This window comes from Saccharothrix sp. NRRL B-16314, from assembly GCF_000716595.1.
Lineage (GTDB): Bacteria > Actinomycetota > Actinomycetes > Mycobacteriales > Pseudonocardiaceae > Actinosynnema.
This window is the reverse complement of record NZ_JNXC01000001.1, coordinates 110,610-127,944: the sequence shown is the minus strand read 5'-3', so window position 1 is coordinate 127,944 and position 17,335 is coordinate 110,610. Positions and strand designations below refer to the sequence as shown.

Below are 17,335 nucleotides of genomic sequence, written 5' to 3'. Positions count from 1 at the left end.
AAACGCCCGCCGCGATGCGCGGCGGGCGTTCACGGCGACTCGAATCTAGAGAGCCCCGCCGGCGACCCTCGGAGCGGTCGGGTCCGCGCCTTCCTCGCCGACGCTTTCGCGGACGAGGAAGTTCTCGACGTGGAACAGGTTGCCGTCGGCGCGGTCGATCACGGTCAGCAGCGTGGTCATCGACGCGACCTCCTCGACCTGTTCCTTGAGGAACCACTGGAGGAACTGCTCGCCGAGGTAGTCGCCCTCGTCCCGGGCCGCCTTGGCGAGCGTCACGATCTGGTCGGTGACCGCCTTCTCCTGCTCCAGCGCGAGCGCGACCGGGTCACGCGGACCGGCGAAGTCGTTGCGCACGTCGGCCACACCGGGAATGGTCACCGGCAGTCCGCTGTCCATCAGGTACCGCACGATCATCATCGCGTGGTTGCGCTCTTCCAACGCCTGCGCGTAGAAGTGCGAAGCGAGTCGGGGCAGGTCGTTGGCGTCGTACCAGACCGCGATGGCCACGTACTGGTGCGAGGCCGTGAACTCGTTGCGAACCTGCTGTTGGAGCAGGTCCTGAAACTTCGTAGCCCGTGCGGGTGAAATCTTCTTGAGGTTGACCGCCATGCCGCAAGAATAACCGAGAGTGCGATTTAATGCATTGCAGGTAAGGCTATCAAGAGTAAGGAAAGGGTTGCCGAAGAAAGCTTAGGCAACCCTTTCCCGCTGATTCACACGAGGGCGGCGCGGTCGATCGGGCAGGACATGCAGCGCGGCCCGCCCCGGCCCGAGCCCAGCTCCGAACCGCTGATCCGCAGCACCTCGACGCCCGCGTCCTCCAGTCGCGCGTTCGTCTCCACGTTCCGCTCGTAGGCCACGACGAGGCCCGGCCCGACGGCCAGCGTGTTGTTCCCGTCGTCCCACTGCTCGCGTTCCGCGGTCACCGGGTCGAGCCCGGTGTCGATCACGCGCAGCTTCTCGATGCCCATCGCGTCGGCCGCCGCCTCCAGGAACGGCCGCCGGTCCTCCACCACGACGCCGCCTGCGCCGTCCGACCGGACCGGGTACGCGAACAGGTGCTCGCGCACCGCCGGGTACATCACCACGGCGTCCCGGTCGACCATCGTGCACACCGTGTCCAGGTGCATGGTCGCCCGCTCCTGCGTGATCGGCACCGCCAGCACGGTGTGCGCCAGGCCGTCGCTCAGCGCGGACCGGGCGAACGACTCGGCGCCCGCCGGCGTGGTCCGCTCGCCGACGCCGATCGCCAGCACACCCGGCGCGAGCAGCAGCACGTCACCGCCCTCGACCGGCGCCGAGTGCGCGCCGTACGCGCGGCCCGTGGCGCGGAACCGCGGGTGGTAGGCGTAGATCATGTCGGTCAGCGCGGTCTCCCGGTCGCGGGCGGGCAGCGCCAGGGACGTGATCGCGACCCGGTCCGCCACCCACACCGACGAGTCGCGGGTGAACAGCAGGTTCGGCAGCGGGTCGACGGCGAAGTCGATCGGGTGGTGCATCTTGCGCACCAGGGACGCGCCCTCCGCCGCCGGCAGCTCCTCGAACGTCATGCCGGTCATCAGCGCGGTGGCCAGCTGGTCCGGGCCGATCGACGCGAGGTGCGAGCGCAGCGCGTCGGCCAGGTCGATGCCCAGCCGCCGCTCGTTGACCGCGCTGTGGATGCCCGCGATCCGGGCCCGGTCGTCGTGCAGCGCGTCGACCAGCAGGTCCGACAGCAGCAGCACCTCCACGCCGCGACCGCGCAGCAGCTCGGCGAACGCGTCGTGCTCCTCCTGGGCGCGGTCGACCCACGGCACGCCGTCGAACAGCAGCTGGTCGTTGTTGCGCGGGGTGAGCCGCTTGAGCTCGGCGCCGGGCCGGTGCAGCAGCACCGTGCGGAGGGGACCGACTTCGCTGTCGACCCGGGGCGCCGGTGCCGGCACGCCGTCGGTGGACGCGGTCTGGGCGATGTGCGCAGTCACGAGACCGAGAGTAACCCGTGGTCGGTCCGATCAGCAGCTCTGCGTGGGCCGTTCCGGCGAAACTCGATCGTATGACAGCCTCTGAACGACGATTCGTTGTGCAATTGCGGTAGTTGGCTCATGGAACGTTGCGTCGTCCGGCGGGCCGCCGGTCCGGTGACCCGGTTGCGGGATGATCGTGTTCTACAGGGGAGGATCAGTGGCGGACTTCCGCTTGTTCATCGACGCACCCGGCCAGACCGACTCGGCGACGAACCAGCTGCTCCAGGAGCTGGTCAGGGCCGCTCGGGTGGACGCACGCCCCGCGCCGGCCGAAGCGCCGTCCGGCGCCAAGAGCGGCGCGGGCGCCACCATCGCCGAACTCGTGCTCAACGGCGCCCTGCCCGCCGCCGTGGCCGCCGCCGTCGCGTCCGTGGTGACGTCGTTCGTGCAGCGCGGCAGCGCGCGCAAGGTGACGATCAAGGACGGCGAGGACGAGATCACCGTCGAAGGCGTCGACGCGCGGTCCCAGAAAGCCGCCCTGGAGACGTGGCTGCGCGAGCACGAGGGCGAGGGGTGAGGTGGGCCGGTACGCGCTCCTGGTCGCGACCGGCGAGTACGAGGACGTCCGGCTGAGCCGGCTGCGCGCGCCCGAGCAGGACGTGGAACGGCTCGCCGCCGTGCTGGAGGACCCGGACGTCGGCGGGTTCACGTCGGTCGAGGTGCTGCGCGACCGGGCCGACCACGAGATCCGCCGCGCGGTCGAGGAGGTCCTGACCGCGCGCGGTCCCGACGACCTGGTGCTGCTGTACTTCTCGTGCCACGGCCTCACCACGCCCGCGCGGCGGCTCTACTTCGCCGCGTCCAACACGGTGCAGGACCGGCCCGCCGGCACCGCGATCCCGCGGTCGTTCCTCAACGAGCAGCTGGAGGACTGCCGGGCGTCCGGGCGGGTCCTGGTGCTGGACTGCTGCTTCAGCGGCGCGTTCGTGGAGGGCTTCAAGGCTTCCGCCGACGCCGCCGCAGCCGTGCTGGACGACGTGGGCACCGGGTACGTGGTGATGACCGCTTCCAACGCCTACGAGTACGCGTTCGAGCAGGACTCGCTGTCGCTGGACGCGCCGCTGGCCTCGTTGTTCACCGACGTGCTGATCGAGGGCCTGACGAGCGGTGCGGCGGACCTCGACGGCGACGGGTGGATCGACGTCAACGAGCTGTTCGCGTACGCGCAGGGCGAGGTGCGGGTGCGCCGGCCCGACCAGACGCCGCAGTTCTTCGCGCACGGCTCGTCGCAGCCGCTGCGGATCGCGCGGACCGGTGGCGCGCCGGGGCGGAGGGTGCGGCGCACGGCCACCTACACGTCCGGGCAGTGGCTGGTGGCGCGAGGTTTCCGGGCCGCCGCCGAGCCGGTGTGCCGGACGTTGGGGCCGCTGGGCCGGCGGGCCGTGGTGTTCGTCGACCGGCGGCCGGTGGAGCTGTCCGACGCGTCCGCGATCGTCGCCGCGTTCCAGCCGGACGACCCGCGCGACTCGCTCGGCGCGGGGTACGTGCGGGACCTCGTGGAGGAGGTGCGGCGGGACGCGGGTGACGGCGCGGCGTCGGCGGTGGCCGTGGCGCGCGGCGCGATCGGCGGGCTGGTCGAGGCGATGCGGGACGGCCACGACCCGGTGCGGCTGAGGCGCGGCGTGCTGGCGGCGGCCGTCCGGGCGGGCGAGTTGATCAGCGAGGCCGCGGTGCCGCTGGAGCTGTCGGCCGTGCCCGCGCTGGCCACCGCCGCCGCCGGTTCGGCCGAGATCGGCGACCTCGTCGCGGACGTGGTCAGGACGACCGGGTGGGACGGACCCGTCCTGGTGGAGGAGACCCGCGGTTTCGGGCTGGAGTTCGAGGCGCGCCGCGGCCTGCGCCTCGACGTCGGGTACGCGTCCGGCCAGTTCGCCACGGACACCACGCGCGGCGTCGCGGTGCTGGAGGACGCTCGGGTGCTGCTGGTCGGCGGTCGGCTGACCGACGTCCGCGACCTGGTGACCAGGATGGACCTCGGCGCGCGCAGCCTGTTCGTGGTCTGCGAGCGGTTGCCGCACGCCGAACTCGCCGCCCTGCTGGACATGGGGAGTCCGGGTCGGATCGTCGCCGTGACCGCCGAGGGCGAGGTGCTGGAGCGGCTGCACGGCGTGGTCGGCGGGGCGATCCAGTACGCGGTGCTCGCGGGCGAGCCCTGGTTGAAGTCGTCGTTGGGCGATGCGGCGAAGGTCGTGGTCACCGAGCGGGACACGGTGGTGTTCGCCGCCCCCGGTTCGCGCTCGGGCGCGGGCTCCGGCTCTGGCTCCGGCTCTGGCTCTCGGAAAGGCGACGACGCCGCTCTGATCCGTGCCGACGCCGCCGACGTGGCCAAGGTGGAGCGGGCGGTCCGCGCCGTCCACAGCGCCGGCAGGGAAGGTGTGCTGCGCGGTGGCGGCCTGGGCCTGGCCGACATCGGCGTCCGCCTCGCCTCGGAGGCCGCAGGCACCCCCGAGGAAGCCGCCGGCCGGCAGGCCTTTGCCGCCGCCCTGGCCGAACCGTCCCGCCACATCGCCGAGAACGCCGCCCTGACCGTCCCCGACCTGGACGCGTCCCTGCTCGACTCCGCCGGCGTGGCCCGCACCGCCGTCACCGCCGCCGCCCGGACCGCCGCCCGCTTCCTCCTCCTCGCCTAACCGAGAGTCCTACGTCCAGAACGCGTGAGTCGTACCTTCAGAACAACCGTGTCCTACGTTCAGGACCCCCGAATTCAACGCTCAGAACAGGTGTCACGCAGTCGGCGGGAAGGTGCACCGGTCAGCTCGACGCCGCGGGCACGACGACGGCGACCATGATCGCGGACTGGACCTCCTCGATCGCCTTGCGCACCGCGGTCGCCGCCCAGTCACCCTCGGAGATCACCTTCAACCGCTTCCGCACCACCGCGCGCGGCAGGTCGGCGAACACCTTGCGGTCGTAGCCGACGGCCTTCACCAGCGCGCACAACGCCGCCGTCCGCGGGTCGACCGGCCCGTCGTCGGTGATCGCCGCCGTCATCCGCGCCCGCGCGTCGGTCTCCGCCGCCGGCTGCACGCCGTCCGGAGCGGGGAACCGGGTGCGCGGGAACACCAGCAGCACCCGGTCCTCCTCACGGCGCAGCACGCCGCCGGCCACGAGCCCGTCCAGCACCTGCTCGGTCAGCTTCTTGCCCAGCTTCTCGATCCAGTGCGCCGGCTTGCGCGGCTTGTCATCCGCGATCCTGGCCAACGCCTGGTCGAGCAGCGGCCGTCCGACCGGCGCGGGGTCCAGCACGGTGACCTTCTTGCCCACCACGTCGACCCGACGCGCCAACGCCAGCTCGATCAGCAGCGCACCGGCCAACCCGTAGCCGAGCGCCGGTTGACCCAGCTTGCGCGAACCGTCGTCGTCGTACGCGAGCAACGCCAGCTCGTCGGCCAAGGTGAGGTCGTCCATGACCCCACTTTAGGTTCAACCGATGAACCGCACGTCCGGGTGACGCGGCGGGTCACCCCGGAAGAGCGGGCTGTGCCGCCCCTTCAAGTGCACGTCGAAGTACGCGGCGAAGTAGTCGTGCTGCGCGGCCAACGACCGGGTCGCGTCGATCGCGCCGACCAGCTCCCGCTGCTTCACCGGGGTCAGCAGACCACCCAACTGGGGTACCGCGATCTGGAGGTCGGTGAAGCTGTAGTGCGTGCTCGCGTCGAAGTGCAGGTCCCGCTTCCACCCGCGCTGGTTCGGCCAGAAGTCCGCCCACGTCGGGTCGAAACCGGGGTCCTGGTGCGAGTGCACGATCCGCGCGCCCGTCACCGGGTCCGTGAAATCACCGCCGACCAGCATGAACGGCCGGTCCAACCCGCGCGTCACGACCTCACCGGGCCGGTAGTCGTCCGCGGAGCCGTAGCCCATGGAACCGTCCACGTTGATCCCCGCGTCGATCCGCCGGTCGTGCACCATCGTCTCGCCCGCCGTGTAACCGCCGTACGAGTGGCCGAACATGCCGACCCGGGACAGGTCCAGCGCGGCACCGAGACCGCGAGGCAACGGGTCGTGCTCGGCGTCCGGGTTGTCACCGCGCGCGATCCGCCCGAGCTGGTCGAGGACGAACCGGGTGTCGGCGACCCTCGTGTCGATGGCGGTCTTGCGCTGGTCGATGAGCTCGTCGTCGACCAGCGGCGGCTCGACCCGTCCGCCCGGGAACTCGACCACGGCGGACTCGTGCGTGTGCGACATGGACACCACGACGTACCCGCGGCTCGCCAGGTCGTCGGTGAGGCCCGCGTTGAACTCCCGCAACGACCCGAAACCCGGCGAGAACAACACCACCGGCCACCCACCCCGGGCCGTCGGCGCGTTCACCACCGCCTGACGCCGGGTCGAAGCCCAGTCCACCGAACCGGGCGGCAGGCCGAGCAGGGACGGCGTCGCGAGCGTGTCGATGACCGTCGCCACGCCCGGAGTCAGCCACGGCGCGCGTTCACCGCCCGAGCCGCGGGCCGGGTAGGAGACGGTGACCATCAGCTCGCGGTCGGTTGTCGGCTGCCACGGGTCCGGGCGCTGGTCCACCAGGTGCAGTTCCGCGGTGCCGACCGCGTGCCGTCCGCTCAGCTCCGGCATGATGATCTTGGTCCCGGTGGAGGCGGCGGCGGTGGGTGTTGCTACGACAAGGGTTGCGATGACCGTGACGGCCAGCGCTCTGGTGCGCATCAGGGATTTCCCTCTCAGTGGGCAGGTGCCCCGATGCTGTCGGTGCGACGTGTGCGCGTGCATCCGTCTCACGGTGGAGCGGCGCATACCTCGCACGACCTACTCATGGCAGCCAGGACACGTGACCGCGCAACGCCGTGTAGCCGACGAACGCGACCACGTCCAGCAACGCGTGCGCGGCCACCAGCACCCACAACCGGTTCGTGCGCTGCCACACCTTGCCGAACACCAACCCCATCACCAGGTTGCCGACGAACCCGCCGAACCCCTGGTACAGGTGGTACGAGCCGCGCAGCACCGCGCTGGCCAGCAACGCCGTGTTGTCCCGCCAGCCCAGCTGCTTGAGCCGGGTCAGGAAGTAGCCGACGACCAGCACCTCCTCGGCCCACGCGTTGCCCACCGCGGCCAGCACGAGCACGACGCTGCGCCACCACGACTCGTCCAAAGTGGACGGCTGCACGGCCAGGTTCAGCCCGAGGTTCCACGCGACCAGGTAGAAGACCAGCCCCGGGATGCCGATCAACGCGGCCAGGCCGAGGCTGCCCAGCGCGTCCGGACCGATCCGGGTGCGGTCCAGCCCCAGCGCCTTCAGCTTGATCCCGCCGCGCCACAGCAGGTACAGCCCGAGCCCGCCCCACGTCGCCAGCTGCACCACGCTCAGCAGCTGCGCGATCAGGTCGAGCAGGTCGAACCGCGCCTGCGGGACGTTGATCGCGACCTTCTGCTCGTTCAGCGGCACCGGGTCGAGCAGGCTGTCCAGCAGCCGCACCAGGCTCCGCAGCCCGGACAGGCCCAGCGTCATGGCGAAGACGAGCAGCAGTTCCAGCCGGTAGCCGTGGCGGGACCGGGCGTCGAGGTCGTCGATCACCCCCACACGGTAACCGCGCGGTTGTCCGTGGAGTCGGGCTCGGTGGCGGCGGGCTGGGTGGCGGCGGGCTTAGCGGTGTCGGGCTCGCTGGGGTCGGGCTCAGCGGCGTTGGGCGAGGAACGGGCAGCCCATCAGCCGGCGCAGCTCACCCGCCAGCTCCTGCGCCGTCGACACCGACTGGGAGAACGCGATGCGCACGTCGTGGTCCTCGTCCGCCATCTCCACCCGCAGCCGCAGCCCGAAGCGGTCCAGCCCGAGCGGGCGCACGTGACCGCCCTTCAGGTTGTCCGGCAGGTGCTGCGCGAGCTGGCCGACCACATCGCGGTGCGACAGCTCCAGGTGACGCAGCCAGTGGTCCTCGAACGCGGCGAACGGGTCCGGCTCGGCCTGCGCGAAGAGCTCCGGCCGCAGCGACGTGGTGCCCTCGGCGTCGGCCACCACCAGCGACGCGGGCGTCAACCTGAGCACCGACGCACCGTGCCCGATGTCGAGCAGCCGCGGGTCCGGGCGCACGTCGGCGACCCGCAGACCGGCCTCGCGGGCCTCGTCCAGGTCGAGCGTGCGCAGCCAGCCGGTGATCCAGAGCAGACCGCGCACCGGTTCGCGCAGCTGCACGGGCGCCTGGTCGGCGAGCTCCAGCATCGCGGTCAGCTCGGTCGCACGGGCGGACACCACCAGCGGGTGCTCGTCCGGCAGCACGATCGTCGCCTCGCCGTGCGGGTGGACGTGGTGCAGCACCGGGGTGACCCGGTTCTCCGCGCCGTCCGACGGCAGCAGGGCCGCGCGCCCACCCCGGGCGGCGATGGTGCGAGCCCGCTCCGCCGCGTGCGGTGCCGGCGGTCGACGTGTCTCGTTCACCGCTCACCTCCCAACTTAGGGCAGCCTAACTTGCCGGAGCCCGGTGGCGGTAGTCCCTCGACCGGCCCAACCGGTCACGATCCCGCAGGTCCGAATGGTTCACGCAGGCTAGGGCGTGCGCAACCGACGCGCCGAGCGGGGTGGCCCGGGTGGTCGCCGGGATCGGGCCGGTTGGCCGATTCGGCGGTCCCGGCGTTCGTCGTAATCTTGGTTCGCCTGGCGGAGGTGGCTCGTGGTCGTGCCGAACAAGCCGTCCACCGAAGGTGCGGCTGTCGATGACCGGTGGACCCGGTACTGCCTGGAGATGGCCGGCCGGCGCGCGTTCGGCTGGGTCGTCCTCGGGGTGCTCGCGTTCGCGCTCCAACTCGCCCTGACCTTCGTCTTCGACGTCTCGTCCCCGCTGCCGCTCGTGCTGCTGCTGTTCTCCGTGGTGGTGCTGGGGTTGGGGCTCGCCCGGCGGCAACCGCACACGAAGGTCATGGGCGACCGCACCTGGGTGTACGTGCGGGTGCACTGGCGCGGAGGACTGCTCGTCGTGCACGGCGCGCGGCCGGTGGTGCTCGACGTGAGCGCGGGACCGATGGCGCGAGGACGGATCCGCAGGCACCGGCGGGCCTGGGTCGTGGCACCCGACCGCGGTGGGAACACCGTGGTGACGTTCCGGGGCCTGCCGAGGCTGTTCCCGGCGAAGATCGTCCGCGGATGAGTTTGCGTGATCGTTTATTCGGCTACCCCCGGCGCGTACTTCTGGTTTGCTGGGAGCGGTGGTGGGTGAGGCTTGGGTAACGAAGTGCCTGACCGGCGCGGATCGCCGCGCGGTCGGGTTCATCGCGCTCGGACTGGTCGCGTTCCTGGTGCTCTGGATCGTGTCGCAGCGGATCGGGTCGCCGTGGGTGTTCGTGCTCACGCCGTTGTGCATCGAGTTCGCCGTGCCGGGGCTGCGGCACTTCTTCTCGCGGCGCAGCCTGCTGCGACTGCTCGACAGCTACCCGCGGCACGCCGTGTCGGTGGCCTTCGTGCCGGGGCGGACGCGGGTCGGGCGGCAGACGTACCTGGAGACGGCCGGGTCCGACCGGACGTTCCTGCGGCTGTCGGAGTTGCCGGAACGGGTGCGCGAGAACATCCGGCGCGGCGGGCAGGTGTGGATGGCCGGCCCCGACCCGCGCGGACGCGCGGCGGTGCTGACCCGAGGCGCGCCGTTCCTGACCCTGGGGCGCGTGGTGATCAGGTAGTGGATTAGGGGACGGGGGGGGGACCAGGGGGCCGGGGATCAGCGGTGCTGCGGTGCTGCGTTGCAGCGGTCTGCGGTTCAGCGGCCGACCGGGATGCCGCTCTGCTCGGCCCAGGCGGCGACGTCCTCGCGGCGCAACGCGGTCGCCAGCAGATCGGGGAACCGGTCCGGGGTGCAGGCGAACGCGGGCGCGCCCAGGTCGGACAGGTGGGCGGCCAGCTCGTGGTCGTAGGCGGGCGTGCCGCTGTCCGACAACGCCAGCAGGACGACGACCGTCACGCCGCTCTGCACCAGCTCGCGAACCCGCCGCTGCAACTCCCGCGCGACACCGCCTTCGTACAGGTCGCTGATCAGGACCATGACGGTGTCGGTCGGGCGGCGAACCAGAGACTGCCCGTAAGCCACCGCGCGGTTGATGTCCGTGCCGCCGCCGAGCTGGGTGGAAAACAGCAGGTCGACCGGGTCTTTCAGCTGTTCGGTGAGGTCGACGACCTCGGTGTCGAACACGACCAGCTTCGTGTCGACGGCCTTGAGCGAGGCGAGCGATGCGCCGAGCACGGCCGAGTAGACGACGGACTCGGCCATCGAACCGGACTGGTCGACCAGCAGGATCACGTCGCGCAGGGAGGCCTGCCGGCTGCGGCGGCTGTTGCCGACCAGGTCTTGGACGACGACGGTGCGCTGGTCGGGCTGGTAGTGGCGGAGGTTCTTCCGGATCGTGCGATTCCAGTCCACATCGGACAGACGTGGGCGGCTCGTGCGGCGGGATCGGTCGATCGCGCCGTGGACGGCGGCGAGGAGGCGGTCGGCGAGCTTGCGCTCGATGTCCTCCACCACCTTGCGGACCACCGCGCGGGCGGTCTCGCGGGTGCGTTCGGGGATGGCGCGGGACAGCGAGACGAGCGTGCCCACCAGGCTCACGTCCGGTTCCACGCTGGACAGCAGTTCCGGTTCGAGGAGGAGCTGACGGAGCCCCAACCGCTCCACCGCGTCGCGCTGCATGACTTGGACGACGGAACTGGGGAAGTAGGTGCGCACGTCGCCGAGCCAGCGGTGGAGGACGGGCGACGACCCGCCGAGACCCGCACTCCGCTTGCCGCCGCCGGAAGGGCTGTCCTCACCGGCGCCGCCATACAACCCGGTCAACGCGGAATCCCGCCGCTGATCGTCAGCGCTCAAGGCCCCGAGATCACCAGCCGCCCCACCCAACAACAACCTCCACCGCCGCTGCCTCTCGGCCGCGATGTCGTCCGTCACGCCAAACCCCGCCCCTCCCGGCCACCGAGGGCCCGTACTCACACCATTGGGTGATCATCACCGAAATATGTACGGAAACACCGTTACCGTCCCTCGGTTAAAAACCATGAGGAACCCCGACCAACCCCACTTCGAACGTCCCGCCTCCAACCACTTCGAACACCCCCACCGCCCGACCCCGCCCCGTCCCGCCACATCCCGTTCCGCCACATCCCGTTCCGCGCCGCGCTGGACCACAGCCGGCCCGCAGCAGCCGCAGCCCGCGCTGCTGGTCGCAGCCCACTCCGCGCTGGGTGCCCGCCGCGTCCGCCCGCCGCAGGTGCTCGCTGCGCGTGCCCCCTGGGTCACGTGCGGGGCACTGCCCGTCGTGAGGAGGACGCCGCGCGTCACGTGCCGGCTGCCAACAGTTCGCGGACGTGCCCCGCGAGCCGTGCTGCCAGCTCCTCGTCCCACTCGCTCGAAGCCGCCGCACCACCAGCCGCACCACCCGCTGCCGTGCCCTTGACCCGGTCGCCGAGCATCCGGCGCTCCGCCGGGCTGAACTCGCCGACCGCCCGCCGCAGCAACGGCAGCGCAGCCGCGAAGTCCGCCCCCGACAACCCCGTCAGCCACTCGTCCACCACGCCGAACAGCCGCGAATCGGCTGTGAGCAGCGACGCGGACCCGCGCACGAACCCGGCCACGAACGCCGTCGCGCCGGCCGCCAGGGACACCGCCCGGTGGAGGCGTGCGGCTACCTCGTCCGAGTCGATCGCACCCGTCTCCCACAGCAGCCGCGTCGCGCGACCTGTCGGCAAGCCGTGTGCGTCCGGCATCGCGACGAGCGATTTCAGTGCCCGCTGCCACGTCTCCCGGTGCTCCTCGTCGGCCGCCAACCTGACCGCGTCGTCCGCACCCTCGACCGCCCTGACCGCGCGTTCCGCCGTGTCCTCATCCACCCCCCGACACGCCAACGGCAACCCGACCGCCCCGCGCGCCAGCAACCCGTGCAACGCCACCCGCAGCAACTCCGGGTCCGTCCCGCGCACCGAGCCGTATCGCACCGTCGTCGCCAAGTCCGGCAGCGCGGCCAGCAGTTCCAACGCGTCGGTCGCAGCCGCCGCGCACCGGTCGAGCGCCTGGCGTGCCGCCGCGACCGCCTCGGGGATCTCGCACCCGACGGACCGGCTCAGCGACTCCGCCGCGTCGACCACCCGCCTCGCATCCCCCGCCCCCGTCACGAGCACCGTCCGGGCGGCGGCCTCGACCGTCGTGCCGTGCCGGGCGGCCACCGCGAGCGCGACCTCGAACTCCGGCTTCCAGTGCAGCTGCCACGCCTCGGCGAACGTGCCCAACGTCCTGGTCGTGTCCGGCGTCCCCCACGGCACGTCCAGCACCTCCAGCCGCCGCAACAACTTCGACCGCTCCCGATCGGTGTCCTTCCGCAGGTCGAGGCGGATCGGCTTGGCCATCGCACTCACCGGCAGCCGCAGCCGCTTCCGCAACCGCGCCAAGTCCGCCGCCAACGGCGAGGTCGGCACGTCGTCACCGACCTCGCCCAGCCGCTCACCGACCACCAACTGCTCGTGCACGAGCCGCAACGGCGTCGCGTCGCCGCCGCACAACACCGCCAGCGACGCCTCCATCACCTCCGACAACCCCGGCGACGGCCGCCCCCGCATCGCCGCCAACGCGTCCGCCAGCCGCACCGCCTCCACCGCGCTCGCCGTGGACGCCGGCAAGTCCTCCGCCCGCAACACCGCGCACGCCCTGGCGAACCAGCGCGGCACGGCGTCGCCGCGTTCGGCGCACTCCCACAGGTGCGCGTACCACCCCGGCGAGGCGATCCCCGCGCCGTAACCGGACGCCGACGCCAGCCGCCCGTGGCTCCACGGCACCCACGTGCCCGAGATCTTCTTGCGCGGCAGGCCTTTCAGGGCTGCGGCGTCCACCGATGCGGGTGGCAGGGTGCGCAGGGCGGGCACGTGCCACGCGCCGGCGACCACCGCGATCGGCCCCTCCACGTCCTTCAACGCCTGCCGCACGTTCTGCCGCATCGCCGCCTCACGGCGCAGCGTCCGCGCGTCGACCTGGTCGGCGAACTCCTCGCGCAACGCACCCATCGCCTCGGCGACCGCCTCGGCCAGGTCCTCGGGATCGGTGTGGTGCTCGACCACGTCCTCCCACCAGCGCTCCGGGTCGTCGAACCCGGCCGCCTCCGCCAACGTGCCCAACGGGTCGAGGGCCGCTTTCGGCTCGTCGCCACCACACTCGCCACCACACTCGCCACCAGACTCGCCACCGGGCTCGTCACCGGGCTCGTCACCGGGGGCATCCGGGGAGTCCGGGGAGTCCGAAGGCTCGGCCAACGACGCGGCGGCCGGCAGGTCGAAGAAGCGCACCGGAACACCGTTCGCGTGCGCCCACTTCATCGCCCGCCACTCCGGCGAGAACTCGGCGAACGGCCAGAACGCGGCCCGCGCCGGCTCCGCCTCGTCGTGCAGCAACAACGCCACCGGCGGCGTCAGGTCGGGCACGTGGGGCAGCAGGGCGTCACCCTCCGGCGGCCCCTCGATCAGCACCACCTCCGGCCGCACGGCTTCCAGCGCCGCCGCGACCATCCGCGCCGATCCGGGACCGTGGTGCCGGATGCCGAGCAGCGTCACCCGCTCGGGCAAGGGCTGTTCGCGCGCCATCAGCCCACCGCGTCCTGGCACGCCCGGTACAGGTCGCGCCACTCCGCACGTTCCTTGACCACCGCTTCCAGGTATTCCCGCCACGCCGCCGTGTCCGACACCCGGTCCTTGACCACCGCGCCGAGCAGCCCGGACGCCAGTTCGTCGGCCGTGATCGTGCCGTCGCCGAAGTGCCCCGCCAACGCCATGCCGCTGGTCACGACCGAGATCGCCTCGGCCGTCGACAGGCTGCCACTGGGCTTCTTCAACTGCGTGCGACCGTCCACAGTGGACCCGTTGCGCAGCTCGCGGAAGATCCGCACCACCCGGCGCACCTCCTCCAGCGCGGGCGGCTCGGCGGGCAGCTGCAACGCGCGGCCGAGTTGTGCGGAGCGGGCCGACACGATCTCCACCTCGGCGTCCTCCGTCGCGGGCGGCGGCAGCACGACCGTGTTGAACCGACGGGCCAGTGCCGACGACATCTGGTTCACGCCCCGGTCGCGGTCGTTCGCGGTGGCGATCACCGTGAACCCCGGCACGGCCTGCACCTGGATGCCCAGCTCCGGCACCGGCAGCGTCTTCTCGGACAGAATCGTGATGAACGAGTCCTGCACCTCGGCGGGCATCCGGGTCAGCTCCTCGATGCGGGCCACCGCGCCGGTGCGCATCGCCTTCATCACCGGGCTCGCCACCAACGCCGCCTCGGACGGGCCCTCGGCGATCAGCCGGGCGTAGTTCCAGCCGTAGCGGACCTGGTCCTCGCCCGTGCCGGCGGTGCCCTGCACGACCAGCGTCGAGTCGCCGCTCACCGCCGCCGCGATGTGCTCCGACAGCCACGACTTGGCCGTGCCCGGCACGCCGACCAGCAGCAACGCCCGGTCGGTGACGAGCGTGCCGACAGCCACCTCGACCAGCCGCCGGTCGCCGACGTACTTCGGCGTGATCACCGTGCCGTCCGCGAGCCTGCCGCCGAGCACGTACGTGACCACCGCCTGCGGCGACATCCGCCACTGCGGCGGGCGCGGTCGGTCGTCCGCCGCCGCCAGGGCCGCGAGTTCCGCGGCGTACTGCTGTTCCGCGGCGGGCCGCAGCACGGATTCGGTGGTCACTGGCTCTCCTCCTGGTGGTTGAACGCCTCGCGCAGCTGCATGCGCAGGCGCAGGACGTCGAGTTCGGCGGTGTGCTCGGGCCAGCGCTCGGTGATGCGGGCCCAGTTCGCGCCGAGCACCTCGGCGTCACCCCTGGCCAGCAGCACCGCGGGCGGCCGACCGGCGCGCCACCTCGGGTCGCGCATCCCGGCGTAGCGGTCGAGCAGGTCGGCGGTGGCGTCCGCGCTCCACGGTCCGGGCAGCTGCGAGCAGGCGTGGTCGAGCAGGTCGTAGTTCCACTGCCGGGACACCTCGACCACGGTGCGCGCGGCCAGTTCGGCGGGCAGGCCGCTGAGCATCTCCAGCTGCTCCATGCCCGTCAGCGACCGCGTCGCCGCGACCGCCCACGGCCGGGCGTCGTCGGCCAGCTTCAGGTTCTGCGCCACGCCGCGCAACAACGCGCTCGCCCACGGACCGCGGGCCAGTTCGGCGGCGGCGCCCTCGTCGTCGGTGTCGAGGCGGCTGGTCCAGTGCTGCGGGGCGACGCTCGCCGCCGCGCCCCGGATGCGACCCGCGACGCCCGCTTCGGAACCGTCTCTCAGCAGGTCGCGGGCCTCTTCCGGCTCCGGTGCGGCATCGGACCACAGCTCGTCGCTCTGCACGTCGAACCCGTCCGCGGTGAGCCACAGGCCCCGGTGCAGGCGTTCGGCGGCCCGTTCGGCGAGGGCGGAGGTGGGGAGGGTGCGGAGGAGGCGCAGCGCTTCGTCGTGGACGCCGATCGCGCGGTCGTCCAAGGCGCGTTCGAGGAGCGGTTCGTCGTCCGGGCCGAGGTTCGCCTCCAGGGCGCTGACCAGCACCTGGCGGTCGGTGGCACGGCGCTGCACGTCGAACTGGGCGGCCAGGAACTCCCGGGTCTTCACCGGGTCCTGGTTGCGGGCGCGGCGCAGGGCGGCGAGGCGGGACGTGCCGGGCAGGTCGAGCGCCTGGTCGAGGTCGACCTCGTCGGCGACGGCGCCGGTCGCGGCCCAGGACCAGGCGGGCCGGATCTTCGCCAGCCACCGGCCGCGAGTGCCGAGGACCGCGGTGACGGCGGGGCGCAGGCCGGGGTGCGCGGTGCCCAAGCCCAGCAGGGCGGGTAGTTCGCGGTGGTCCGCGACCACGCGCGCGGCCCTCGCCATGCCGCACCACTCCGTGAGCAGGATCTGGTCGTCGAGGGCGAGGACCTGGACGAGGACGGATCTGGCGGCGGGGTCGGCTCGCACGTCGTCGGATTCCGGAGCGGCGGGCAGCAGCGGCGCGTCGACGGTCGGTGGGAGCTGCGCGCCGTGTGCGGCCACGCCCAGCACTGCGATGCGGTCCAGCAGGTCGGTGGGGGTCGTGCCCGCCCGGTGCGCGCCGACCAGGGCGGCCTGCACGGCTTCGTCCCATTCGCGGTGGAGGGTCATCCGACGACCTCCGGGGCGCTGCCCGGTGCGGCGACGGCGCCGAGGCGCAGCTCACGGCCGTTCCACAGGCCCCACGCGTCGAACGGCGCACCGCCGGTCACCGCCAGCGCCTGGTCCAGTGCCAAGTCCGACCGGACCCGGACCGCGCGGCCCGTCGCGTCCGCCAGGTACGCGGTGTCCTCGGTGACCCGCACCGAAGCACAGCCCAACGGGTGCAGGCGCGCCCACGGATCGGCCTTCAAGAACTCCTCCAGCCCCGCCAACGCCGCGCGCCACGACTCCGGCGCGGGCACCGGTTCCGGCCGGCGCTCCACCAGCGGCTCGCCCACCGCCACCCGGTGCGGCGGCACGCCGGGGTACGGGTGCAACACCCCCTCCACCTGCACCCCGTGCGCCAGCGGGAGCACCGGCCGCGCCCCGCCACCGGCGTGCCGCACCGCCACGACCCAGCCGTGCGAACGCCCCCACGTCCACTGCCGCACGGTCCGCACCAAGCCGTCGTCGGACTCCAGCTTCAGCAGCGGCACCCAGTGGTCGGACCACCCCGAACCGGCCCGGACCTCTTCCTCGGCCACCGCGAAACCCAGCCGTCGGCGCACCACGGGCGAAGGCGACCCGGCCGACCGCGCCAACAGGTGCAGGCCGCCCAACCGGTCGGCCGCGTCGTGCGCCCACCGCGCACCGCCCCCCACGACGATGCCGCGCACCTCGTCCACCGCCGACGCCAGCCCCTTGGCCTGCGCGTCGACCATCCGCGCCCCGATCGAGTGCCACCACGCCGCGTCCCGAGCGGGCAGCCCGGCGAGACCGGCGCCGGCCACGTCGGCCAGCCAGTCGGTCAACCCCGCCACCCCGGCCCGCACCGCGTTCTCCCGGGCCAGGGCCGTCTTCTCCTTGGCCTTGGCCCGCCGCTCCACCGCTTCGGGCGAAGGCGCGTCACCGGCCACCGCGGCCCGGTTGCGGCGGGCCAGCCACTCGGTCACCCAGTCGGGTGTCGCGGAGGCGGGCAGCGGTTCGCGCACGTCGCGCAGTTGCAGCGCCAACGCGTGCTTGCAGGGGAACTTGCGCGACGGGCACGAGCACTTCGTCGCCCGGTCACCCAGGTCGACGCACACCTGGTACGGGTTCTTGCCGCTGCCCTTGCACAGCCCCCACAGGGCCGTGTCACTGCGACCCGTCCCCTGCCACCCGGAGGACCCCGCCAGCCGGGTGGCGCTGCTCGCCACCTGACCGTCCGGGGCCTGCTCCAGAAGCGCTTGTGCGTCCATGCCG

Annotated in this window: 15 protein-coding genes; 4 read left to right on the top strand and 11 right to left on the bottom strand. The window is 72.6% G+C overall.

Annotation, left to right across the window (positions count from 1 at the left end):
- Positions 1–45 precede the first annotated feature (45 nt).
- Together OQ02_RS00605 and OQ02_RS00600 are read right to left on the bottom strand one after the other, a co-directional pair.
- On the bottom strand, positions 46–609 hold the full coding sequence (locus tag OQ02_RS00605; RefSeq protein WP_033436202.1) for a ferritin: 564 nt from the start codon (positions 607–609) through the stop codon (positions 46–48).
- A gap of 104 nt (positions 610–713) precedes the next feature.
- Positions 714–1,961: an arginine deiminase gene (locus OQ02_RS00600; protein WP_051771436.1), complete on the bottom strand. Its 1,248-nt coding sequence runs from the start codon at positions 1,959–1,961 to the stop codon at positions 714–716.
- Between the two features lie 199 nt (positions 1,962–2,160).
- Between OQ02_RS00600 and OQ02_RS00595 the strand changes: the two genes are divergently transcribed.
- Positions 2,161–2,520 (top strand): hypothetical protein, encoded by a 360-nt coding sequence (locus OQ02_RS00595; protein ID WP_033436201.1) that lies wholly within the window; start codon positions 2,161–2,163, stop codon positions 2,518–2,520.
- Position 2,521: 1 nt separating this feature from the next.
- Positions 2,522–4,633: a caspase, EACC1-associated type gene (locus OQ02_RS46580; RefSeq protein ID WP_051771433.1), complete on the top strand. Its 2,112-nt coding sequence runs from the start codon at positions 2,522–2,524 to the stop codon at positions 4,631–4,633.
- A gap of 121 nt (positions 4,634–4,754) precedes the next feature.
- On the opposite strand, the gene OQ02_RS00585 is transcribed toward OQ02_RS46580, so the two are convergent.
- The 4 genes from OQ02_RS00585 to OQ02_RS00570 all read right to left on the bottom strand — a co-directional run bounded on the left by OQ02_RS00585 (position 4,755) and on the right by OQ02_RS00570 (position 8,388).
- Positions 4,755–5,411: a GOLPH3/VPS74 family protein gene (locus OQ02_RS00585; RefSeq protein ID WP_033436200.1), complete on the bottom strand. Its 657-nt coding sequence runs from the start codon at positions 5,409–5,411 to the stop codon at positions 4,755–4,757.
- 15 nt (positions 5,412–5,426) lie between these two features.
- Positions 5,427–6,662, bottom strand: coding sequence for an alpha/beta hydrolase family protein (locus tag OQ02_RS00580; RefSeq protein ID WP_033436199.1), 1,236 nt, complete (start codon positions 6,660–6,662; stop codon positions 5,427–5,429).
- Positions 6,663–6,765: 103 nt separating this feature from the next.
- Positions 6,766–7,464 carry a CPBP family intramembrane glutamic endopeptidase gene (locus OQ02_RS00575; protein WP_156076875.1) on the bottom strand — a complete coding sequence of 233 codons (699 nt, stop codon included), beginning with the start codon at positions 7,462–7,464 and terminating at the stop codon, positions 6,766–6,768.
- Positions 7,465–7,629: 165 nt separating this feature from the next.
- On the bottom strand, positions 7,630–8,388 hold the full coding sequence (locus OQ02_RS00570) for a DUF2470 domain-containing protein (RefSeq protein WP_033436198.1): 759 nt from the start codon (positions 8,386–8,388) through the stop codon (positions 7,630–7,632).
- A gap of 232 nt (positions 8,389–8,620) precedes the next feature.
- Here OQ02_RS00570 and OQ02_RS00565 point away from each other — a divergent pair, with 232 nt between their 5' ends.
- Together OQ02_RS00565 and OQ02_RS00560 are read left to right on the top strand one after the other, a co-directional pair.
- Entirely contained in the window at positions 8,621–9,094 is a 474-nt protein-coding gene (locus tag OQ02_RS00565) for a hypothetical protein (protein WP_231499814.1), read from the top strand.
- 61 nt (positions 9,095–9,155) lie between these two features.
- Positions 9,156–9,620, top strand: a complete 465-nt coding sequence (locus OQ02_RS00560) for a hypothetical protein (RefSeq protein WP_156076821.1) — start codon at positions 9,156–9,158, stop codon at positions 9,618–9,620.
- A gap of 77 nt (positions 9,621–9,697) precedes the next feature.
- Here the strand turns inward: OQ02_RS00560 and OQ02_RS00555 are convergent, their stop codons facing one another.
- From OQ02_RS00555 to OQ02_RS40670, 5 genes are all read right to left on the bottom strand, one after another.
- The gene (locus OQ02_RS00555) at positions 9,698–10,864 is read right to left on the bottom strand and encodes a VWA domain-containing protein (RefSeq protein WP_033436872.1); all 1,167 of its coding nucleotides are present in this window, start codon (positions 10,862–10,864) and stop codon (positions 9,698–9,700) included.
- Between the two features lie 398 nt (positions 10,865–11,262).
- Positions 11,263–13,551: a DUF5682 family protein gene (locus OQ02_RS00550; RefSeq protein WP_051771431.1), complete on the bottom strand. Its 2,289-nt coding sequence runs from the start codon at positions 13,549–13,551 to the stop codon at positions 11,263–11,265.
- On the bottom strand, positions 13,551–14,639 hold the full coding sequence (locus OQ02_RS00545) for an ATP-binding protein (protein ID WP_033436196.1): 1,089 nt from the start codon (positions 14,637–14,639) through the stop codon (positions 13,551–13,553). Before OQ02_RS00545 ends, OQ02_RS00550 begins: the two co-directional genes overlap by 1 nt.
- On the bottom strand, positions 14,636–16,063 hold the full coding sequence (locus OQ02_RS40675; protein ID WP_051771427.1) for a DUF5691 domain-containing protein: 1,428 nt from the start codon (positions 16,061–16,063) through the stop codon (positions 14,636–14,638). Before OQ02_RS40675 ends, OQ02_RS00545 begins: the two co-directional genes overlap by 4 nt.
- A complete protein-coding gene (locus tag OQ02_RS40670; RefSeq protein WP_051771424.1) occupies positions 16,060–17,331 on the bottom strand; it encodes an SWIM zinc finger family protein in 1,272 nt (423 codons plus the stop codon). The genes OQ02_RS40675 and OQ02_RS40670 overlap by 4 nt, the downstream gene beginning before the upstream one ends.
- Positions 17,332–17,335 lie beyond the last annotated feature (4 nt).